Annotated in this window: 19 protein-coding genes; 12 read left to right on the top strand and 7 right to left on the bottom strand. The window is 44.0% G+C overall.

Features of this window, described 5'->3' with window-relative positions; translation table 11 throughout:
- Nucleotides 1-46: 46 nt before the first annotated feature.
- Nucleotides 47-568: a DUF2058 domain-containing protein gene (locus K08M4_RS06525; RefSeq protein WP_012604134.1), complete on the bottom strand. Its 522-nt coding sequence runs from the start codon at nucleotides 566-568 to the stop codon at nucleotides 47-49.
- Between the two features lie 191 nt (nucleotides 569-759).
- A complete protein-coding gene (locus K08M4_RS06520; protein ID WP_086049270.1) occupies nucleotides 760-1803 on the bottom strand; it encodes an AraC family transcriptional regulator in 1044 nt (347 codons plus the stop codon).
- Between the two features lie 225 nt (nucleotides 1804-2028).
- Here K08M4_RS06520 and K08M4_RS06515 point away from each other — a divergent pair, with 225 nt between their 5' ends.
- The 7 genes from K08M4_RS06515 to purT all read left to right on the top strand — a co-directional run bounded on the left by K08M4_RS06515 (nucleotide 2029) and on the right by purT (nucleotide 9201).
- A complete protein-coding gene (locus K08M4_RS06515; RefSeq protein WP_086049269.1) occupies nucleotides 2029-3042 on the top strand; it encodes a DUF2804 domain-containing protein in 1014 nt (337 codons plus the stop codon).
- 87 nt (nucleotides 3043-3129) lie between these two features.
- The gene (locus K08M4_RS06510) at nucleotides 3130-3978 is read left to right on the top strand and encodes a sterol desaturase family protein (protein ID WP_086049268.1); all 849 of its coding nucleotides are present in this window, start codon (nucleotides 3130-3132) and stop codon (nucleotides 3976-3978) included.
- A gap of 206 nt (nucleotides 3979-4184) precedes the next feature.
- A complete protein-coding gene (sbcB, locus tag K08M4_RS06505; RefSeq protein WP_086049267.1) occupies nucleotides 4185-5609 on the top strand; it encodes an exodeoxyribonuclease I in 1425 nt (474 codons plus the stop codon).
- A gap of 25 nt (nucleotides 5610-5634) precedes the next feature.
- Nucleotides 5635-6006: a CidA/LrgA family protein gene (locus K08M4_RS06500; RefSeq protein ID WP_086049266.1), complete on the top strand. Its 372-nt coding sequence runs from the start codon at nucleotides 5635-5637 to the stop codon at nucleotides 6004-6006.
- Between the two features lie 2 nt (nucleotides 6007-6008).
- Complete coding sequence (locus K08M4_RS06495) at nucleotides 6009-6686, top strand: LrgB family protein (protein WP_086049265.1); 678 nt, start codon at nucleotides 6009-6011, stop codon at nucleotides 6684-6686.
- A gap of 285 nt (nucleotides 6687-6971) precedes the next feature.
- Complete coding sequence (cdd, locus tag K08M4_RS06490; protein WP_086049264.1) at nucleotides 6972-7859, top strand: cytidine deaminase; 888 nt, start codon at nucleotides 6972-6974, stop codon at nucleotides 7857-7859.
- Between the two features lie 166 nt (nucleotides 7860-8025).
- The gene (gene purT, locus K08M4_RS06485; RefSeq protein WP_086049263.1) at nucleotides 8026-9201 is read left to right on the top strand and encodes a formate-dependent phosphoribosylglycinamide formyltransferase; all 1176 of its coding nucleotides are present in this window, start codon (nucleotides 8026-8028) and stop codon (nucleotides 9199-9201) included.
- A 130-nt stretch (nucleotides 9202-9331) separates the two neighbouring features.
- On the opposite strand, the gene K08M4_RS06480 is transcribed toward purT, so the two are convergent.
- Nucleotides 9332-9985, bottom strand: coding sequence for a thiopurine S-methyltransferase (locus K08M4_RS06480; protein ID WP_086049262.1), 654 nt, complete (start codon nucleotides 9983-9985; stop codon nucleotides 9332-9334).
- 323 nt (nucleotides 9986-10308) lie between these two features.
- On the opposite strand from K08M4_RS06480, the gene K08M4_RS06475 reads away from it, so the two are divergent.
- Nucleotides 10309-11085 (top strand): RelA/SpoT domain-containing protein, encoded by a 777-nt coding sequence (locus K08M4_RS06475; protein WP_017059130.1) that lies wholly within the window; start codon nucleotides 10309-10311, stop codon nucleotides 11083-11085.
- Between the two features lie 285 nt (nucleotides 11086-11370).
- Here K08M4_RS06475 and ihfA read toward each other — a convergent pair whose 3' ends face one another.
- Entirely contained in the window at nucleotides 11371-11667 is a 297-nt protein-coding gene (ihfA, locus tag K08M4_RS06470) for an integration host factor subunit alpha (protein WP_004734853.1), read from the bottom strand.
- A gap of 783 nt (nucleotides 11668-12450) precedes the next feature.
- On the opposite strand from ihfA, the gene K08M4_RS06465 reads away from it, so the two are divergent.
- Together K08M4_RS06465 and K08M4_RS06460 are read left to right on the top strand one after the other, a co-directional pair.
- Nucleotides 12451-13011 (top strand): LbetaH domain-containing protein, encoded by a 561-nt coding sequence (locus K08M4_RS06465; RefSeq protein WP_086049261.1) that lies wholly within the window; start codon nucleotides 12451-12453, stop codon nucleotides 13009-13011.
- The gene (locus K08M4_RS06460; protein WP_086049260.1) at nucleotides 13001-14002 is read left to right on the top strand and encodes a CobW family GTP-binding protein; all 1002 of its coding nucleotides are present in this window, start codon (nucleotides 13001-13003) and stop codon (nucleotides 14000-14002) included. The genes K08M4_RS06465 and K08M4_RS06460 overlap by 11 nt, the downstream gene beginning before the upstream one ends.
- A 193-nt stretch (nucleotides 14003-14195) precedes the next feature.
- On the opposite strand, the gene K08M4_RS06455 is transcribed toward K08M4_RS06460, so the two are convergent.
- A complete protein-coding gene (locus K08M4_RS06455; protein ID WP_086049259.1) occupies nucleotides 14196-15092 on the bottom strand; it encodes an EamA family transporter in 897 nt (298 codons plus the stop codon).
- Between the two features lie 103 nt (nucleotides 15093-15195).
- Here K08M4_RS06455 and K08M4_RS06450 point away from each other — a divergent pair, with 103 nt between their 5' ends.
- Both K08M4_RS06450 and cqsA read left to right on the top strand, forming a co-directional pair.
- Entirely contained in the window at nucleotides 15196-16578 is a 1383-nt protein-coding gene (locus tag K08M4_RS06450) for an aminotransferase-like domain-containing protein (RefSeq protein WP_086049258.1), read from the top strand.
- Between the two features lie 296 nt (nucleotides 16579-16874).
- Nucleotides 16875-18056, top strand: coding sequence for an alpha-hydroxyketone-type quorum-sensing autoinducer synthase (gene cqsA, locus K08M4_RS06445; RefSeq protein WP_086049257.1), 1182 nt, complete (start codon nucleotides 16875-16877; stop codon nucleotides 18054-18056).
- Between the two features lie 160 nt (nucleotides 18057-18216).
- Here cqsA and K08M4_RS06440 read toward each other — a convergent pair whose 3' ends face one another.
- Both K08M4_RS06440 and K08M4_RS06435 read right to left on the bottom strand, forming a co-directional pair.
- A complete protein-coding gene (locus tag K08M4_RS06440) occupies nucleotides 18217-20265 on the bottom strand; it encodes an ATP-binding response regulator (RefSeq protein ID WP_086049256.1) in 2049 nt (682 codons plus the stop codon).
- A 272-nt stretch (nucleotides 20266-20537) separates the two neighbouring features.
- A complete protein-coding gene (locus tag K08M4_RS06435; RefSeq protein ID WP_086049255.1) occupies nucleotides 20538-21353 on the bottom strand; it encodes a TauD/TfdA dioxygenase family protein in 816 nt (271 codons plus the stop codon).
- Nucleotides 21354-21501 lie beyond the last annotated feature (148 nt).

The following is a 21501-nucleotide window of genomic DNA, read 5'->3' as shown; positions in this document are numbered from 1 at the left end:
TCAGCTGCATTTTTAATTCGTGCTTCTACTCAGTACTAACGGGCAATTACCACATTAGGTCATCTGGGATCACGAAGTCTTTGTACGGGTCATCTTCGTCCACTTCATCAGAGCTTGAAGCTTGCGTATCAACGATAGATTCTTCGTCGCGCATAGCAATCTTGTTCGCTACTGCTGTCGGAATAACAACATAGCTTTCGCCTTGACGCGCAATACTTAGAATACCTTTACTTAGTTGCTTTTGAGTCAGCTCTTCTACGTAAAGGTATTTAACTAGCGTACCGTCGGTGAAGTTGTATTTGATTTCACCGTTTTTCTGCTCGATCTTGTTCATCTCAATCAGTTGCTTCACTTGAGCTTTAATTTCTTTGCTCAACTGCTGTTCTTTCAACTGTTGGTTTAGCTCTTTGTCTTTCGCTTGCTGCGCCAGTTTAGTTTCTTCTGCTGCCGCTTTTGCTTCACGAGACTGAACGCGAGACTTTTTAGAGCCTTTCTTCGCCTTCTTTAATTTTTTCTCATTTACCAAGCCAGCTTTAAGCATCTGCTCTTGGAGTGTTAACTTTGCCATGACTTTCCCAGTTCAGGATTAAAAACGGCACCATCATACCTGTTTTTAAGGTTTCTGTTTACTGAACAAGAACAAATTACAGAACAATCGCAAAATTTGTACTGAAAGCTCTAAGCTGCGTCCATATTCACTTCTTGTTGCTCACAACCTCCACTTTTCCACGAAATACCGTTATACGTACATCGAGCCAATTACCCAGAAGTACTCAAGCTGCCACGAAACTGCGCGGGCGTTTTATTGAGCCAACCTTTAAACGCCCTTCTGAAGTTTGCAGGGTCGCTATAACCGAGCCTGTCACCAATATCATCAATGCTCATGGTTGTGCCGAGTAGCAGTTCTTTGGCTAGTTCCACTCGAACTTCAGTCAGTAATGCTTGATAACTGGAATCATGGGTTGCCAGTTCTCGTCTTAGGGTACGAGAACTGCAACCGAACTCTTCGGCTAACTGTTCAATATTTGGGAAACGGCCTGCGGTTTGATAAAAAATCGTTTTGATCTGGTTAGTCAGCAGATGCTCAGAGTCCAGCGTTTCCACTATCGACTGGCAAGACGCGAGATAGCGCTTCAGTGTCGCGGCATCATGAGAAAATAAGGTTTGTGATAAAACCGAGACATCAAAACGCAGTTCACAATAGTTTTGCTCAAAAATCACCGGGCACTGGAAGCGGTTGTCATAAAGCTTGGTGTAATTGGGACGAGCGTAAGGCAAAACCAAAGTGTATATATCCAACTCATGACCAGTCAGTTCTTTGAACAAAGAGACAATTGAACTTAAGAAGTACTCACTGCAGAAAGGAAGGAGATCGCCGACTTCTAAAGTGTTCTCAATCTGAATCACTGCTTGCTCGGAATCTAGAAACAATTTAACCGAGAATATAGGCCCATTCAGGCGCAAATACTTGAAGCCCGACTTGATGGCCTCTCCAACATTCTGGCTGGTCGATAGCGCATAACCCAACACACCAAAGTGGCTCAAGCTAGCATGCTCTCCTAACCAAAGCCCTAGACCATCGTGAGGAAAACTCTGATTAGCCGCGCTAAATAACGTAAGCTTATCAGCGTAAGTCAGCTTTCCATGCGGATCTCGCCAATCCATGTTGGACAGACCCACATCATTGAGTAGCCTTTCAATATCGAGACCTCGCTGCTCTAGCGTTTTCAACAGCAGCACGATATCTAATGTACCCAACTGATGCCTATGTCCGGTCGGCTTATACTCCGCGATAATATCCAATCGTATCTCCTTTACCAACGTAGTTGTCACTCGGCTATAAACTCAAAACTCAAAATTCGTTACTAAGCATTCACTACTCAGCGCTCAACATTCACCAAGCAGCATAAACAATCTATGGTTATAAAATCGTGATTGGCAACGCGCTCTTGTCCGAATATGACCTCCCAATTCTACGCTGGTCATCGCACAATGGCTTTAATTGTTAAATTTATGTGAATCGTCGCAATGATAAAAACGAACCCTGCCCCGTACAGTTTGATTGATTCTAATGGTCAGCCGGCCATTGGACATTTCGATGGCATCCCAAAACAACTGAACATCGAGAACTTTGACTATCGAAACTCGATGGATTCAAAAGCAAACTCTTGGCAGAAGCACTTCCACTACAAGCAATTCCAGTTTGTCAGCATCGTCACCGACACACACATTATTGGTGCCGCTATCGCAGATATTCGCTACTTAGGCTCGGCATTTTGCTATCTGTACGATATCGAGAGTAACAAACTAGAAGAGTGTGCATGGTTACGACCACTGGGGTTTGATAAACAAGTAACGCCTTCACCATTTGAAGGAAAGACAAGTATTGCAGGCCAAAGCATTACTTTCGATATCGAAACCGGACAATGGCGAGTTCGCTTGAATACCAAACTCATTAAGGCCGATATCGCTTTAGAGCCTGAAACCGACAGCTTGCCAATGGCGATGTGCAGCCCAACGGGGTATTCAGGTTGGACTTACACCCAAAAGCACAATGCTTTGCGTATCAGCGGCGACATCCAAATCAAGGGAACATCATTGAACCTCACGCAAGCTCGTGCAGGTTATGACTTTTCATCAGGTTACATGAGGCGTGAAACCAGTTGGCGCTGGGCAAGTATCAACACGCAATCCAATGGCACAGATATTGGCCTGAACTTAGCAGCGGGCGTGAATGAAACTGGAGGCTGCGAAAACGTATTATGGGTCAATGGAACCAGACACTTGCTTAACCCGGTACAGTTTACGTTTAGTCGCCAAGACACGAGTTTACCTTGGCAGATCTCATCACAAGATGGACGCATTAACCTCACCTTTACGCCCCTTAATAACCGCAGCGAAAAGCTCAATTTATGGCTGTTAAAGAGTAATTTTCGTCAGTTCATTGGGCACTTTTCTGGCTCGATTGAAGACAATAATGGAGTGACACATCGACTCGATGGTGTTCTTGGCCTAACAGAAGATCACTTTGCCCGCTGGTAGCGAAATTCTGCTAACTGAATCTCCAACGCTCAAGTCTAAACAAACTTTATACTAAGAACGCGTATGGCGTCTCAACAAGGATAAAACATGAATATCGACGCATTAATCAATCACCCAGAATGGCTACTGTTGGTATTAGCGCCCTTATTCGTGGTGTGCATGTTGGCTGAGTATTTTATCGGTCAGAAGCAAGGTCGACTGCCAGATAACTCCAGCTATAGACTTTCAGAAGTGATGTGTAACTTCACGCTTGCGGGAATGCATCAACTCTCCGATTTGCTCACCGGGTTATTGGTCGTTCAGTTGTATCTCTGGATGTTTGGTTGGCGTTTAATAGACATTGAAATGGGCGTGCTGAGTTTCATTGTGTTGATGGTGTTGCAAGACTTTTGCTATTACTGGTTCCATAGAGCAAGCCATCGTGTTCGCTGGATGTGGGCAGCACACGTCGCGCACCACAGCTCAGAACAGATGAACTTCAGTACGGCTTTCCGTCAAAGCTTAATGTACCCATTCGCAGGCATGTGGCTATTCTGGGTACCGTTGGTCATCATAGGTTTTGACCCTAAATGGGTCATCTTTGTGGTGCTTCTGAATCTAGGTTTGCAGTTCTTTGTCCATACACAATGGATACGAAGCTTGGGACCACTTGAATACATCTTTAACACCCCTTCGCATCATCGAGTACATCACGGCAAAAACCCGAAATACATCGATAAGAACTACGCCGGCGTTTTGATCATTTGGGATAAGTTGTTTAGTACGTTCGAACCTGAAGTTGAAACTGTACGTTACGGTGTCACTAAGCCAGTAAACAGTTTTAACCCGATAGTGGTTACCTTTCAAGAATGGAAGGTTATATTCAAAGATTTGAGGAACCGAGAGTTAACCATCAAACAGAAAGTCCAGTTGATACTCTCACCTCCATCAGATTAAACGGACGCTAGACAGATTGTATTAACTAACAAACCGCCTCAACTGGATTCAAAGGCATCCCCAACGACTCGATTGAATAGTAAAGCACCGTTTTCCGACAATTTATTTGTGATCTGGGTTGCACGTGCACCGCATACTATCAGATACTGAACAAAACTAACCTTCAGCCACAGTAAACGTCGTCCGCTTACTGTTCAGGAAATTCAATGAGTTCAGATAATCAGCCAACCTACTTCTTTTTCGATTACGAAACATGGGGCGTGAGCCCAGCGAAAGATCGTCCGAGTCAATTCGCAGGTGTTCGTACCGACCAAGATTTCAATGTTATCGGAGAGCCTTTGGTTATCTACTGCCAACCTCCTGCTGATTACCTCCCTGCGCCTGAAGCGGCACTGATCACCCGTATCACACCACAAAAAGCAGCTTCTCAAGGTCTTCCTGAGCCAGAATTTATCGCTAAGATCCATGCTGAGTTAGCTAAACCAAACACCACAAGCCTTGGCTACAACAGTATTCGATTCGATGACGAAGTAACGCGTTACACCTGCTACCGAAATTTCATCGACCCATATGCGTGGAGCTGGCAGAACGGTAACTCTCGTTGGGATCTACTCGATGTAATGCGCGCTGTTCACGCACTGCGCCCTGAAGGCATTGTTTGGCCAGAGAACGAAGAAGGTTATCCAAGCTTCAAACTGGAACACCTATCTGTGGCAAACGGCATCGAACATGAGAACGCGCACGATGCGATGGCCGATGTTATTGCGACCATCGAGTTAGCGAAGAAGCTGAAAGCAGCACAACCTAAGATGTTCGATTACCTTTACAATATGCGTCATAAGCGCAAGCTGAATGACCTGGTTGATATTGTAAACATGACGCCATTAATGCACGTTTCGGGCATGTTTGGCCGTGACTGCAACTATACAAGCTGGGTAGTGCCTATGGCTTGGCACCCAACCAATCAAAATGCGGTTATCGTGATTGATTTAGCCAAAGATCCAAGCCCACTGTTAGAACTGGACGCTGATGAACTCAGAGAAAGGCTTTACACCAAACGCAGTGAACTGGGTGAAGACGAGCTCCCCGTGCCAATCAAATTGGTCCAACTGAACAAGTGCCCTATCCTTGCTCCAGCCAAAACGCTGACGGCTGAAAACGCCGAAACCATCGGTATCGATCGCCAACAATGCTTGAAGAACTTGGCACTGCTGCGCGAACACCCAGAGATCCGCGAAAAACTGATCGGCCTGTACTCACAAGAACGAGAGTACGAGAAGAGTGATGATGTTGATACACACCTTTACGACGGTTTCTTTTCACCTGCTGATAAAGCAGCGATGAACATCATTCGCGAAACTGACCCGAACAACTTGGCCGCTTTAGATATCACCTTCAGCGACGAACGTATTAAACCGTTACTGTTCCGTTACCGTGCGCGCAACTTCCCATGGACACTCGACGAAGCTGAACAGTTGAAATGGGCGAACCATTGTCGAGAGTTTTATGAGAGCCGTTTAGAAGAGTACATGCTCAATCTTGAAAACCTCGCGCACGAACATGAAAGCGACGAGAAGAAAATGGCTATCTTGAAGGCGGTTTATCAATACGTAGAAAAGTTAGCTAGCTAATTCCATTATCAAGAGACGTAACACTTTGAAAGAAAGATTGATCCAACTGATTTACTGCTTAATCTCCTTCACCTTAATCATAGGAGCACTGACAGCAGGTAACGCGTTACAGCACTTTTTGGATACCTCAATCCCAGGCAGTATTTTTGGCATGTTGATTCTGTTTGCCGCCATGGTGATTGGTATTGTCCCTTCGCACTGGGTACAACCCGGTGCAAGCTTGATTATCCGCCTAATGATCTTACTGTTTGTTCCGATCAGTGTTGGGTTGATGGATCACTTCGACATGCTCATCGCGAACGCATTGCCAATTATGGCAAGCGCCGTTGGCGGCACGTTACTGGTGTTGGTGTCCTTATCATGGTTCTTAGACCGCTTGCTATCGAGAGGTAACTGATCATGTGGATTCTACTCACCATCGTGGTATTCCTGTTTGCTCGTTGGGTCAGTAAAAAAGCAAACTCACCGCTGTGTAATCCCCTACTAATCAGTATTGGTATCATCATTCCGATACTCACGTTCTTCAAAGTACCGTTTGAGACTTACTATGCAGACAACACATGGATTACCTACATGCTGCAGCCTGCGGTTGTTGCCCTTGCTTACCCGCTTTACGAACAACTACCTCAAATCAGAGCAAACTGGCGAATCATTACCTTCGCTTGCACGCTAGGCAGTGTGATGTCGATGACAACGACAGCATTAATCGCCGTGGCTTTTAAAGCGGACTTAAGTTTGATTGCGAGTTTATTAGGTAAGTCAGTCACCACGCCAATTGCTATGGAAGTATCGAGCCATTTAGGTGGTGAAGCAGCGATTGCGGCAATACTGGTATTGATTGTTGGTCTATTTGGGGCAATCTTTGCTTACCCAATCTACAATCTCATTGGCATTAAAAGCCCTATCGCACGTGGTTTAACCATGGGTACTGTGTCTCACGCTTTAGGTACTGCGACATGTGCTGAAAAGAATCAGGAAGATGCTGCATTCAGCTCTCTAGCGCTTGTACTTTGTGGCGTCATTACCTCAATCATTGCACCGAGCATATTTTCGCTCGTGGTTTGGTTCTATTCTTAACTAAAACCTCACCACACGATTCAGCCCAACCAGAATACTGTTGATTTCAGTGCCTGCTTGGGCTTTTTTCTCACATTTAGTTAGTAATAGCAGACTAGTTACGCTCTATTACGGGCAATAAGTGCGATATCAACTGCAAAAATAGCTATTGCAATCGATTTCAAGTGTGACCTCACTCTAACTATGCAAGCCAATGTAACAACAACAATCTAATAGTGATACTTGTCACAGAAAATTCCTGAGTATTGCATAAACTTAAAGCCTAAGGTCAATTAAGGATTCAACATGAACAGTCGTATTACCCTGGCGCTGGAAAGTGCTCCAACAGCAATCAAAGCACTTTTGAGTGACATCGTATTAGCAGACAACTTTGACGCGACATTGTCTCCAGAACAATTTGCTAGCCTACTGCAAGCAAGTGGTTTAGCGGATGACGAGCTACGTATTGCGCTACTTCCTTTTGCCGCTGCGTATTCTTACGCGCCGTTATCTGACTTTTATGTTGGTGCAATCGTACGTGGTTTGTCTGGTACTCTGTATTTTGGTGCAAACCTTGAAATCGCTGGTGCTCAACTTGGTCAAACCGTTCACGCTGAGCAATCTGCAATCAGCCATGCTTGGATGAAAGGCGAACAAGGTATCTCCGATATCACGATCAATTTCAGCCCCTGTGGTCACTGTCGTCAGTTCATGAACGAACTGACCACTGCGAAAGAGCTTAAAGTTCAGCTTCCACAACGTGATGAAATGTCTCTGCAAGAATACCTGCCAGACTCGTTCGGCCCTGCTGATTTAGGTGTGACGACTGGCCTAATGACTAAGCTTGATCATCAGCACACGACTGAAGAAACAACGCCTATTGTTGTAGAAGCACTAGCAGCACTAAACCGCAGCCACGCTCCTTACACCAGAAACCTAAGTGGTGTTTCACTACAACTGACGTCAGGTGAGATTTTCACGGGTGCTTACGCAGAAAACGCAGCGTTCAACCCTAGCCTACCACCTCTACAAGTGGCGTTGATTCAACTTAAACTGGCGGGCTTCGATTTTGAACAAATTGAAAGTGCTGCCTTGGTTGAAATCGCTGAAGGTAGCATCAGTCACTTGGCGGATACGCAGTCTACGTTGGAAGCGATTAATCCCGACATACCAGTGACTTACTTAGCAATCTAAGCACATCTAATTAACAAAATTTTAAAGAAGCAGCTCCATTTTACAGAGCTGCTTTTTTTATGCCTGTAATTAACGCAACAACCGCGCAAACGTTTGCTTTTATCATTGAAATAAGTATGATCACCCCGTTTTCAATCAATCGTTCAAAAGATCGGAAGGAATTTCTATGTTTGGTACTGCTACTCGTGAAAATGCTACTCGTGTGCTTCTATTAGGTTCAGGTGAACTCGGTAAAGAAGTTGCTATCGAGTGCCAACGTTTAGGCTTGGAAGTTATTGCATGTGACCGTTACGCAGACGCACCAGCGATGCAAGTTGCGCATCGTAGCCATGTTTTAGACATGTTAGACGGTGATGCACTTCAAGCGATCATTGAACTAGAAAAGCCAGATTATGTGGTTCCTGAAATTGAAGCTATTGCCACCAGCAAGTTGGTAGAGCTAGAAGCACAAGGCTTAAATGTCGTTCCCACTGCAAATGCGACCAAGCTAACGATGAACCGCGAAGGTATCCGTCGCCTAGCTGCTGAAGAGCTAAAATTGAGCACTTCTCCTTATCGCTTTGCAGACACCTTTGAAGACTTTGCTGCCGCTATTGAATTCGTGGGTATGCCTTGCGTTGTTAAGCCAGTAATGAGTTCTTCAGGTAAAGGCCAAAGTGTTATCAAAACACAAGAAGACATTCAGAAGTCTTGGGACTACGCACAAGAAGGTGGTCGTACTGGTGCCGGTCGTGTGATCGTTGAAGGCTTCATCGATTTTGATTACGAAATCACGCTTCTAACCGTTCGCGCAGTCGACGGCGTTCATTTCTGTGCACCAATCGGCCACCGTCAAGAAGATGGTGATTACCGTGAATCATGGCAGCCACAAGTGATGTCAGACAACGCACTTAAAGCTGCTCAATACACGGCTGAACAAGTGGTTAACGCACTAGGTGGTCACGGTATTTTCGGCGTAGAGCTGTTTGTTAAAGGCGATCACGTTATCTTCAACGAAGTGTCCCCTCGCCCACACGATACTGGCTTAGTAACATTGATGTCTCAAGATTCATCGGAATTTGCACTACACGTACGCGCGTTTACGGGTATGCCAATCAAATCAATCACGCAATACGGCCCATGTGCATCTGCGGTTATCCTTGGTCAAGGCACTTCAACCAACATTCGTTTTGAAGGCCTTACAGAGGCTCTAGACGCACCACAAACGCAAGTTCGCCTGTTTGGTAAACCTGATATCGATGGTCGCCGTCGTTTAGGTGTGACGCTTACTCGTCGTAACAGCACCGAGACAGCGATTGAAGATGCAATTGAGAGTGCTTCTAAAGTAAAAGTAATTTACTAACCAGCGATTTCATTCTGAACAATCACAACTTCAGATTTGAACAATAAAAAAGACGGGCTATCGAGCCCGTCTTTTTGTTGGTGTCTTCTTTTTTATTTGAGCGGTCTTTTCGCTTGAAAGCTCACTGAACTTAAGCGTCAGACTCAATCAAATACACTTCTTCACTGAATCGAGACAAACCTTTCTTAGCAATCTTCGGATGTTCATCGTCTGCGATATCTTGATTCAACAATGTGATTTTGTATCCCGCGAACAACTGTTCGATTTCTAACTTAGGTACGCTAAACGGAGGCCCGGCCATCTCGCTTTGGTCATAATCTAGAGTCACCAGAAGGATCTTACCACCAGGCTTTAACAGTTGCTTTAAACGCTCTACATACTGCACTCGCATCTCTTTAGGCAATGCCACTAAAGACGCGCGATCATAAATGATGTCGACTGGCTGAATGGGCGCGGTGAAATAATCACCCGTGTAAACGTTAAGCTCATCGAATTGGTACAACTCGTGCTGACCACTGATTTGAGTCACAGTCGGGGTGTAAAGGTGCTCTGCAAAAAATGCGCGAACCGCGATCTGGCTTAATTCGACACCTTGAACCTCTTCATGCTTGGTCGCTAGCCAAATCAGGTCTTCACTTTTGCCACAAAGAGGCACAAACACACTCTTCTCGTAACTAGGCTCCGTCTTTTCCCAAAATTTAATCAGAAGTGGATTTACATCTTCAAGGTGGAAACCAATTTGGTTGGCTGCCCATTTATTGTGCCAAAATTCAGGATTATTCATCTTTCGTTCATGTTAAACAGTCATAATGCAAGGGTACAGTATAGAGAGGTAAGAGCAACCTTAGCTTGGTTTAAAGTACCACATTGGTTTCGATAAAATCAGAAACTGGCTAAGTTCAAAGTTCTGATAATTGCGGAACTAACGGTTGGATTATTTGTCTATATCTTCACATTTTAAAGCAATATTAAACGTTAGAGTTGGTTTCTGTCTTAACTAGCCCCATTTAATATGTAGTGAGTTTAGTTAAGCTGTTTTTACTCTTATGCGTTACTGGTTACCCCTTTTGACTACCCGTTTTTGTAACCTTGTATTTTGGAGTTTGAATGAGTGTATTTCTCCGCACGACGGCCCTAATGCTATTGGTATTGAGCCGAGCGCCTGCATTCGCAGCAGCACCTGTTTCAACAAGTTCGACTGATCAAACGCGCACTCCTGCGCAAAACCAAGTTTCATCAAACGTATTCCGTCATAGTTTGAGCGGCCTCTACGGCATCAAAGCCTTCGACTCACGCCCGACTCAGCCTTACACCGACTTCGATATTCTGTACAGCAAGGCGCACCAAGGCCAAGCTGAACTAGAAACCATCTGTAAAAGTACTGCCCTGCTCACCAATTCTGAAGCGCTATTTGCTGGCGTTAAATCACAAGCTCGAGCAGAAGAAAAAATCGCTCTTGAGCTTGATGGTGACGTAACAAAAATTACCGACTTAGCCCGTGCAACTATCATCGCGAACGATGTAGAGAGCTTGGTTGAAGTTTACGAAGCACTAAGCCGTGAAGCGGACGTTGTTAAGCTGAAAAACAAGTTTAAATCACCAGCCGACTCTGGCTACCGTGACCTTAACTTGTTGGTTCGTTTACCAAAGACCAACATCATTGCCGAAGTTCAACTTCACTTAAAAGCGATTGCTGATGTAAAAAGTGGCCCTGAGCACGAACTGTATGAAATTATCCAAGGCATTGAGCGTCATGCCATTGCAGAACATCGTCCAATCAACGATATCGAAGCGGCACAAATAAATAGTCTAAGACGCCAATCTTTAGAGCTTTACCAACAAGCATGGCAACCGTACATTACAACGCACATTAAAGCGGCTTAATCACTGACTAAGCAATTATCATAAACAACAAAGGGCTGCATAATCGCAGCCCTTTCTTTTTACTAGCGTTCTCGCATTGCTTTCATTACTTAATTGCTTAATTGCTTAATTACTATCAGAAAGATAAATATAGGGATGTCACTAATGATGATTAAAGAGAAAGAGGACAGCTAAGAAAAGAGAGTCAGGTGATACCACTAAGAGAAACTAGTGACAAGAAAGTCAGCAAATGATGCATAACACGCAGATACAAAAAGACCACGCTTGGCGTGGTCTATTGCTTGGCTACTTCTCGATTTTAATATTTTCGACTCGGGCCTTTAATTTTTGTCCCGGTCTAAAAGTAACAACACGTCGAGCAGAAATTGGAATGTCTTCACCAGTTTTCGGGTTACGACCAGGTCGCTCGTTTTTCTCGCGAAGATCAAAGTTACCAAAACCAGACAGTTTTACCTGTTCGCCATTTTCGAGTGCTTTACGAACTTCTTCGAAAAACACTTCAACCGTTTCCTTGGCATCCCGCTTGCTGTATCCGAGTGTTTCAAACAGGTTCTCAGCCAAATCGGCTTTAGTGAGTGCCATAAAACTTTCCTCAAAGCTATGTTATACATTGCTACCATCTTCAGTAGCGCCAAAGCATTTACCCTATTCAATCAATGAGATAAGGTCATTTACAAGGAAAGTGTATGCCAAGCTTCTGATTTTCGCCAACTTTTTTATCTCATCTATTTAATTATTCTTTCAAATCAGAAAGATAACTCTCTTGTAAAGTCACATATATAGCTAAAAAACACCTAACCAACAGGTACGATGTGATATTATATTTCAACCAACTAGCTAAAGGCAGAATTTAAAACTTTAGTGTTCTAAAAGATAATTTTTGCGACATTTATCCTATACCCAATAAAATCAGCCACTTGATTTGATATCCAACTCAACAGAGGTTACTAAGTAAGCATTATTAAATATGACATTTGTATCATTTCAGAATTTAATTCGAATTTGGCTAATACAAACAATTAGAATGCTTCTCTATATACCGTGCCTTCAATGACACTTGCCACCCCATCTAACCAAACATCGTTCCTCCGCTCCCCTTAACACTTTTAATGAGAAAGTACGTTTACTCAACTTGGCGATATGTTATAACATCACGATTGTTGATAATTTAAGACAAAACTCACTACTAGATCTAAGTTTGATCCACAACGACTCTACAACCATGCATCACGATCTAGACGCCAGTTTTCGAGATTGTCCCATCCAAATTGTTACCCATAATGTAAGCGGGTCAGTCATCGCTCAAAATCAAGAACAATTAAGATAATACAAATGTAAATTAACTCATTAAAACAAGAAATCTATATGTTAAGAAGAAACCCAAGCGGCCATATGCCCAACGTGTCGGAAACTGCATTTATTGATCCGACTGCTATCATCTGCGGTAAAGTCATCATTGAAGATAACGTGTTTATCGGACCCTACGCCGTCATTCGTGCCGACGAGGTTAACGAACAAGGTGGTATGGAAGCGATTGTGATTAAGCGCGATACCAATATTCAAGATGGTGTGGTTATTCACTCAAAAGCAGGAGCAGCAGTTACCATCGGAGAGCGTTCTTCTATTGCCCATCGTTCGATCATACATGGCCCTTGTGAAGTTTGTGACGACGTATTTATTGGCTTCAACTCAGTGGTATTCAATGCTGTAATTGGTAGAGGTTGCGTCATTCGACACAACTGTGTGGTAGATGGGCTCAACTTACCGGAGCACTTCCACGTTCCACCAATGACCAATATAGGCTCAGGGTTTGATTTAAATAGCATTTCGACAGTACCACCTGAGTACTCTGCGTTTTCAGAGTCTGTGGTTTCAGCCAACCACACCCTAGTTCAAGGCTATAGGAGAATTGTCAATGAGCTCTGATAAGTCACCGATGTTAGGTATTCCAACCAATATTATTACCGGGTTCCTGGGAGTAGGAAAAACCTCTGCGATTCTCAACTTAATGACGAACAAGCCAGTAAATGAACGCTGGGCAGTGTTAGTGAATGAGTTTGGAGAAATCGGCGTTGATGGCAGTTTGATTCAAGGCAACCAGACCAAACAACAAGTGTTCATTCGTGAAGTACCCGGCGGTTGCATGTGTTGCGCGGCAGGTTTACCGATGCAAATCGCGCTCAATCAACTGCTTAGCGAAGCCAAACCAGATCGCTTGTTAATCGAACCAACAGGGCTTGGTCACCCTAAAGAAGTGCTACAAGTTTTGTGTTCTGAGCATTATCGTAAAGTACTATCACTGCAGAAAAACGTTACTTTAGTCGATGCGCGTAAGCTCTCTGATTCTCGCTACTCAGATCACGATACCTTCAATCAGCAAATCACCATTGCCGATACCGTGGTGGGTAACAAAGTCGACTTATATCAAGATGGCGACGCAGAGAAACTGGCTGAATACGTCACCGAGATTTGTCAGCCGAATACTAAGTTGATCTTTGCTCACCATGGAAAAATCCCTTTTGAAGAGTTCGAAGGAGACACTCATTTCTTCAATCAACAAGCGCACCACCACCACGCCCATAAACAAGAAAAGCTGCTCGCTTCAGAATTACCGATGCCAGAAAGCGGCATGATCAAAGCGACCAACCAAGGTGAAGGTTTTGAAAGCGTTGGTTGGCGATTCTCAGCAGAGAAACTGTTTGACCAGCAGCGTTTGAGACACTTTTTAATAGGATTAAAAGCTGAACGAATGAAAGCGGTATTCATTACCCCAAGTGGTATCTTTGGCTACAACTTAACAGAAGACGGTTTGACGGAATCGGAACTTGATGAGTGTGCAGAAACCAGAATTGAAGTGATCGCTCATGAAATAAATGAAGACCTAGAGCGCCAATTACTTACGTGTATGATTACTTGATTGATTGCTTAGTTACCTGATCGCTTAGTTAATAGAGTTCTTAATTCGAGCGAGTTAAGAGAGAGCTAGTTATTTGATTCTTAAAATAACTTCATTTCTTCGAAACAAAGTAAGACCTCGCAAGTGCGAGGCCTTATTTGTTATTCAAAGCATTTGAGCCTTATCCTTTTTATCGAATACCCTCGCTTATCCGTCACTTTTGTTGTGCGAGTTTCGCTGTAGCTTGAGTATTAGAAGCCTTAGCAGGCTTCACAATCAAACCGATACCGACTAGAAACAGTACAGATGCCACAACTTGAGCAACTGACAGCACCTCGTCATACATAAAGTAACCGCTGATCAATGCGAAAATTGGCACTAACAAGGTTAACGGCGCTGTCGTGCTTAACGGGTATTGGATTAACAGTTTATTCCACACCCAGTAACCGAATAGCGTGGTTGGGTAAGCCTGAAACAACACAGCAATCGTTGCGTTCCAATCCCATTGTTCTATCGCCTGCCAAATAATTTGGTCACCGTGCAGCATCACCGCAAACAACACTAATGGAACTGGCGCAAATAGCATGCCCCACACGTTAAACGCAAAAGCCTGAGTGGTTTTAGACGCTTTAACAATCACGCCCATTAACGTCCAACTAAACGCTGCGATCATAATAAGAATCACGCCATTAACGGTGATGTTGCCCGTTGCTGCGGAAACCAGCACCGCCAACGCGCACATGGCTAACATCGCACCCATTAACTTACGAACCGACGCACTCTCCTTAAACACCCACACGCCAACCGCCATGCCAATTAACATATTGGTTGAAAGCAAAACCGACGAAAGCCCAGAAGATAACCCAGCAGTGATTGACCATGAAGCCATGCCCCAGATGCCCACACCAAACACAAAGCCATAACTCACTAAATAACGCCACGCGACATTCGGTCTTGCTACAAAAAATATCACCGGAATCACCGCTAGCGAAAAACGCGCGGCTGTTGCTAATAATGGATGAACGTTGGTCACACCCATTTTGATCATCGAGAAATTGAATCCCCAAATTGCCATCACGAACACCGCTAACAACAAATCATTTCTTTTCATACTGACCCCTCCTTTGTTTTGAATGAGTATCCCTTGATCAATAAAACCAGTACAGATACAATTTTTACAATAAAAACCAGTACAGTTAACAACGGTCGTGACCATGAGCATCTACAGAAAGCTAGCCAATCAGTTTATTGATGAGATTGAAACGGGGAAAAGACCCGAAGGTGGACGCATGCCTTCGCTGCGTCAATTAGCTAAACAACAAGCCATCAGCATGTCGACCGTGGTGAGCTGCTACCAAGAACTGGAATCACAAGGCTGGATACACTCTCGACCGCAAGCAGGGTATTTTGTTTCTCCTCATAAACCTGCTCGTTCAACCCCAGAGTGGGCACAGTTTGAAAGTAAAGTGTCGAGCGTCAAGCTAACCTCATCGACTCACAGCTCAATCAATGGACCTTTAGGGGTGTCTAGCACCGCCAATGATGAACAGTCGATTGTTGAACTGGAACGCAGTTTTCGCCGCGCTATTCGGCGTATGAGCAGCAGGCTAAACCATTACCCAGATACACAAGGTGAGCCAATGTTACGTCAGGCATTATCCACTCACTTTGCCAAGCTCGATGTACACTTTTCACCTGAAGAGATGGTGATTACGGCAGGCTGTATGTCTGCGATTAAGGCTGCACTTGAATCGTGCACCAAAGAAGGCGACACCATCGCGATTAGTTCACCTTGTTTCAACGGCATTCTGGAGTTGCTCGGAAAGATGTCGCGACAAATCATCGAGATCCCATCTCTAGATGACGGTATCGACTTGCAACAATTAGAAGCACATTTGAAGAATAAACGAGTGGATGCCGCGATTTTTTGTACCTCTCATATGAACCCTCAAGGGATCAACATGTCGGCTAGTCAAAAACAAAAGCTTGCTGAATTAGCGAATCACTATCAAGTACCGATCATTGAAGATGATGTGTATCTGGAACTTTCTTATTCCTCACACACTCCACTCCCCGCGAAATACTACGACAAAGGCGGCTATGTACTATGGTGTGGTTCAATATCGAAAAGCTTGTCACCGAGTTACCGATTAGGATGGTGCTTACCAGGGATGTTCATTAACGAATACAAGGCTCAGTTTTCTGCTGCAAGCTATGGCGTCGCCCTGCCCACTCAGCTTGCGGTTGCTGACTTTATCGAATCTGGTCAATACGCAAAACACGTTAGAAGAAGGTGTACTCAGCTCCTCTCTTTGCGCCAGCAATACCTAAGTTATTTGGCTCAGCACCTTCCTCAAGGAGTAAAGATAAGTAACCCACAAGGTGGCATGGTACTTTGGCTACAAATACCAAATTTGAACCAATCAAGCTTTGCTAAGGCAGTTGCCGACCACAACATTGATATCAGGCTGGGGCACCTGTTTAGCACTCATGACCTTTACAGCAATTGCTTACGCATCAATATTGGTTACTCGTTAGAGGGAAAAGCCAAGCAGGAATTGAACGACTTAATCGAACTGATTCACTTTCATAGCTAATACGTTCCAGTTCATAATACGCAGCTAGGACATCAAAGCTTTTCAGAATCGACTTTTTCATGGTCATTCGAATACCTAATTTTAATAGCGTTTTATCATAAAAAAGAAGGCTATCATTCCTATCTTATCTAGGTTAAAGCCCCGCACCGTAAGGAAAATGACTCGCTTCGATACCTTTAAATACTGAGTTTGCTAGCACATACAAAATTATGCAAACTGACTAATGACACATCACTTTTTAACTTCAATATACAACCGCCGGCGCTGGCGTTTTCCCGTATTTGAAGAGAATAATTATGAGTGATACAACAAAAAACAAACCACTACCTTCCTTTATCGAAGAACGCTTGAACTTCTATATTCAAGACCTCATTACCCAGAACCAAAGCCAAAAGCACTTGGTGTTGGGTAAACGACCTCAGCGCAACGCCGTTGTAATGCAGAGCAATGATTACTTAGCACTGTCACACAACAAACCGATCCAAGAGGCTCATCAAGCGGCGATCATCGAACACGATGACAACGTAGTGATGTCTGCTATTTTCTTACAAGATGAAGAGTCTAAACCTGCATTTGAAACCGAACTCGCGAACTATGTCGGAATGGAAAGCTGTTTACTTTCTCAGTCGGGTTGGGCGGCTAATATTGGGTTACTTCAAACGATCTGCCCTCCGAGCACACCTGTGTATATCGACTTTTTTGCCCACATGTCGCTATGGGAAGGCATTCGTGCCGCTGGCGGCATTGCCCACCCGTTTATGCATAACAATATGCATCACCTGCGCAAACAGCTAGAGCGCCACGGCACAGGCGTTATTGTGGTCGATTCAGTTTACAGCACCATTGGGACCATCGCCCCACTACGCGACATCTACGAAATGGCGCAGGAGTTTGATTGTGCCGTTGTCGTTGATGAATCGCATTCATTGGGCACGCATGGGGAGAATGGTGCTGGCTTAGTTCACGCATTGGGTCTCACTAACCAAGTCGACTTCATTACCGTTAGTTTGGCTAAAACCTTTGCTTATCGTGCAGGCGCGATCCTTGGGCCAAAACTGCTTTCAGAAACCTTACCGTTTGTTGCTTATCCCGCGATTTTCAGTTCGACGGTATTACCACAAGAAGTGGTTCGTTTAGAGAAAACATTAGAGGTAATAAAAGGTGCAGAAGACAAACGACAAGCCTTATTCAATCGCTCTAAATCACTTACTACCGGCCTCAAACGAATAGGCTTTAATATCCGCAGCGAGTCTCAAATTGTGGCATTAGAGTGCGGCAGTGAAAGAAACACCGAGCGTGTTCGCGATTTCCTCGAACAGCGTGATGTGTTCGGTGCTGTTTTTTGTCGCCCCGCTACGGGTAGGAACAAAAACATCATCCGCTTTTCAGTCAATGCCGACATGACACCTAGTGATATTGATCATGTTCTCACCGTTTGTCATGAGGCATACAATCATCCGGAGTTAGAGTTCGTGTAACCTTTTGCTAGAAGCTTGTTGATAGCAGCTTGCTATTTGTAGCGTTGAACGGCAAGACTGCATGTAACTATCATGTCGCGATACAAAAAGAGCCCAGCGAATTGCTGAGCTCTTTCTTGTATATATTTAGGATAACTGGATAACAAAGCGCTGAAACCAATCAAATCCAGTGTGCAATTTTGTCGAACAATCGGGTTTTATCTGCCGGTTTCACAATAAAGTCTGACATGCCTGACGATTCCATTTTTTCCAATGTCACTGGGGAACTGTCGCCCGTGTGAGCAATAATCGGCACTGAAGAGTATTCTTTGGCAGCACTGCGGATTCGACGAGAAGCTTCAATACCATCCATAATCGGCATCTCGATATCCATCAGAATCAAATCAACATCCTCGGTATCCAAAGCATCTAACGCTTGTTGGCCATCTTCTTTCTGCACAACATCAAAGCCCTGCTTTTCTAATAACATTGCGGTAAAACGGCGCAAAGATTCGTTGTCGTCTACCACCATTATCGTGCGTTTATTAGTCGCCTCAAGTGGTTTTACAGCCACCGATGGCAACACGTAATTGGAATCGAAAAGTAAGCGCTCGATGGTCGCCTTGGTATTAAGTAGCCAAACTTGTGTTTCCACCCAAATCGGTTCAAAAGCAACGTTGCGAACACGCTTCACGGGGTGATGCTCATACAAATAGATGATTCGCGCTTGAGTGAACGATAGCAAAGATTCAACTCTATCGAGGTAATTGGCTCTTAAATCTAAGCTCTCCATATCAACGAAAATCAGATCGAACTCAAATTGATATTCCTTATTTTTAAGTGCTGATACAACGTCTAATACGGTGAGGTCAAACCCCATAAAACGTGACGTATCAGTAATTTTATTAGAGAGCACTTTCTGGTCACTGACCATCAACACTGTCTTTAGCTTAGTGAGCTCACTCTTAATTTCCTTCACAGAGTGAGAAGTCAAAGATGGGAAAGTCATAGTGAACTGCGTCCACTGTTCCACTTCAGACTGACATTTAATCTCACCACCAAACGAGCGCATGACCTTCTGACAAAATGGCAAACCTAAACCGTAGTTACCCGATTGGCCTGTCGTGTAGAAGTCTTGAAAAATACGACGAATAACATCGTTTGAAATACCGGCTCCATTATCGGTAACCATAATTTGATTGGTCACGTCATCACTGCACATGGTGACATGAATGTGAAAATCTTCAGGGCTGCGATGATGGAATGCGTTTTTGAACAAGTTATACATCACGTATTTCAACAAGGTATCACTGCCCAAGAAGTCAAAGTTACTTTGTACATCTAAAGAGATCGCCGATTTGTCGGCCGAGCGCTTATAGTTAAAGCTGTCTATTGCCCCTTCGATCACCGCTTGAGCTGAATTTTTCTTAAACGTAGAGCGAGATACTCGGTTTTCATCAATTGAAGTCAATAGCAGGTCAATCGTCTCGTTACCTGAATGAATGATCTCCATCGCTTCATCGCCCACTTCACGTAACTGTATGACTTCTTCATTACTTAAAGCGTATTGCCCTTTGTGATCACCACTTTTCGGATTTGGCAGTATGGACTGCATGACATCAATAGAGGTCAGTAAACCACTCAGAGGATTTCGCATCTCGTGCGCGATACCGGCCCCAAAAGATTTCGCCAATGACACCTTATTCTCGTGTTCCACCTGATTGCGGAAGTAAAATAAGTTACCGAACAAATAGATAAATAAGAAGATTGGTACATGCGTCCAATTCATGGTGAGCTCTAAGTAGAAGCCTTGTGCCACCCATGCACACAAGGTAGCAATCCCTATCCCGGCAAAGGTTTGTGCAAACATCACTCGGGTCACGTGAACTAGTAGAATATGGAGGAAAATGGCCGACATGAAAGACATAACCCATACGTTGGACCAGTTATTCATCAGCAGCATGTAAAAGAAAAAACACGGTAAGCAGAGGGTGATAGCGACTTGATAATAAGCCGGAAGGTACTTTCGCCAAACAAATGAAACACGATTACGAACGACAATCCCCAGGAATAATACCGAGCAAAATAGACGCAGGGCCAAATTTTCATAGGGTTGCGGAAACAAGAATTCCCATACAATGTAGTAAGCAGGGAAACCGACAAAGCCCATCCAACCCACAAGAGTTAGGTTAGGTTCTGCGTACTGATAAACTTTACGAATAGCGTTCATACAAATACTTTATTTACTAAGCCTTGACGTTTACAAAGTCTAAAATTTAATGTTGGTTCTTATGTTTTCCGCTGAGTATATTACACATCTCCTCAGAGCAGTGAGCTTTCAATCAAATATGTATCAACGCTTTTAATTTTATTATTGATTTAGATGGATAAAGTCTCGGTTTCATACTTTGATTCAGACAATATCCCTTCGTAATTCAGATTTATACGCTCACGCCTACACCAATAACGCGCCTTAGCAAGCGGTGCGCCTCTTAGTTTGCATTATGTCACTGTAACGCGATGCATCTTTCTTGGAGTATCGCCGTAATCAATCACCGCATAATGCTGCGTTACTCTGTTATCCCATATCGCTATTGATCCCTTCTTCCATTTGAAGCGCACCTGAAACTCTGGACGTCGAGCAATTTCAAACAGATGACAGAGCAGCTCATCGCTCTCTTGACGATCAAGTTCGTTGATATAACGGGTAAACTGCTCATTGATATACAGTGTTTCTTTACCCGTTTCCGGATGGCTTTGAACAACTGGATGGATTACTGGTGGATTTTCCTGTGCGGTTTTGATTAACGACTTGTGCCAATCAAGCTCTATCTGATCCGGTTCTATGCCTTCAAAAGCCACCAGCGAATGAGTCGCAGACAACCCTCTCAACTTAGCCTTCATGATTTCATCTAATGAATCAAACACAGCGGTCATCGAACACCAAATCGTATCCCCTCCAGCACTGGGCACATGCCGAGCATGCAACAAAGAAGCTTTAGATGGCAGGCTACGCCACGTTAAGTCGGTATGCCAATAGCTTTCCATGGGTGCATTGCCACGGGTTGTTTCAATCACACTCACTTGAGGTGCGCTTTCGACGCGAGGAAAGAAAGGATGCGCAGGTTCGAGCTTTCCAAATCGCTCTGCAATCATCAAGTGTTGCTCGGGCGAAAGGATTTGCTCATCGAGAAAAACCACTTGATGTGTAATCAGTGCCTGATAAATCTCATCGAGTTCAGTCGCACTGCATGTGGCGAGATCGACACCATGGATACGTGCACCGATGTGAGGAGTATTGGGTTCTATTTTCAACATAAATTCGCTTATTGATGATGTTAGATTTCAGAGTCAATTTAGATACTTAGTATTAAACCGGACAATGGTGAGTTTTCTTTCCACATGCTTCTAATACATCAAAAAAAGAGCCCCTAAATAGGCGCTCTTTTCGTTTTTTGATACTTCC

The organism is Vibrio syngnathi, assembly GCF_002119525.1.
Taxonomy (GTDB): Bacteria; Pseudomonadota; Gammaproteobacteria; order Enterobacterales; family Vibrionaceae; genus Vibrio; species Vibrio syngnathi.
The sequence above is the reverse complement of the archived record's forward strand: the minus strand, read 5'-3'. Positions and strand labels throughout refer to the sequence as shown.

Coding starts and splice junctions, on each gene's coding strand:
- K08M4_RS06435 (WP_086049255.1), bottom strand. CDS start 21,353: ATGTTGAAAATAGAACCCAATACTCCTCACATCGGTGCACGTATCCAT.
- K08M4_RS06440 (WP_086049256.1), bottom strand. CDS start 20,265: ATGAACGCTATTCGTAAAGTTTATCAGTACGCAGAACCTAACCTAACT.
- K08M4_RS06460 (WP_086049260.1), top strand. CDS start 13,001: ATGAGCTCTGATAAGTCACCGATGTTAGGTATTCCAACCAATATTATT.
- cqsA (WP_086049257.1), top strand. CDS start 16,875: ATGAGTGATACAACAAAAAACAAACCACTACCTTCCTTTATCGAAGAA.
- K08M4_RS06465 (WP_086049261.1), top strand. CDS start 12,451: ATGTTAAGAAGAAACCCAAGCGGCCATATGCCCAACGTGTCGGAAACT.
- cdd (WP_086049264.1), top strand. CDS start 6,972: ATGAACAGTCGTATTACCCTGGCGCTGGAAAGTGCTCCAACAGCAATC.
- ihfA (WP_004734853.1), bottom strand. CDS start 11,667: ATGGCACTCACTAAAGCCGATTTGGCTGAGAACCTGTTTGAAACACTC.
- K08M4_RS06450 (WP_086049258.1), top strand. CDS start 15,196: ATGAGCATCTACAGAAAGCTAGCCAATCAGTTTATTGATGAGATTGAA.
- K08M4_RS06480 (WP_086049262.1), bottom strand. CDS start 9,985: ATGAATAATCCTGAATTTTGGCACAATAAATGGGCAGCCAACCAAATT.
- K08M4_RS06475 (WP_017059130.1), top strand. CDS start 10,309: ATGAGTGTATTTCTCCGCACGACGGCCCTAATGCTATTGGTATTGAGC.
- K08M4_RS06515 (WP_086049269.1), top strand. CDS start 2,029: ATGATAAAAACGAACCCTGCCCCGTACAGTTTGATTGATTCTAATGGT.
- K08M4_RS06525 (WP_012604134.1), bottom strand. CDS start 568: ATGGCAAAGTTAACACTCCAAGAGCAGATGCTTAAAGCTGGCTTGGTA.
- sbcB (WP_086049267.1), top strand. CDS start 4,185: ATGAGTTCAGATAATCAGCCAACCTACTTCTTTTTCGATTACGAAACA.
- purT (WP_086049263.1), top strand. CDS start 8,026: ATGTTTGGTACTGCTACTCGTGAAAATGCTACTCGTGTGCTTCTATTA.
- K08M4_RS06510 (WP_086049268.1), top strand. CDS start 3,130: ATGAATATCGACGCATTAATCAATCACCCAGAATGGCTACTGTTGGTA.
- K08M4_RS06495 (WP_086049265.1), top strand. CDS start 6,009: ATGTGGATTCTACTCACCATCGTGGTATTCCTGTTTGCTCGTTGGGTC.
- K08M4_RS06455 (WP_086049259.1), bottom strand. CDS start 15,092: ATGAAAAGAAATGATTTGTTGTTAGCGGTGTTCGTGATGGCAATTTGG.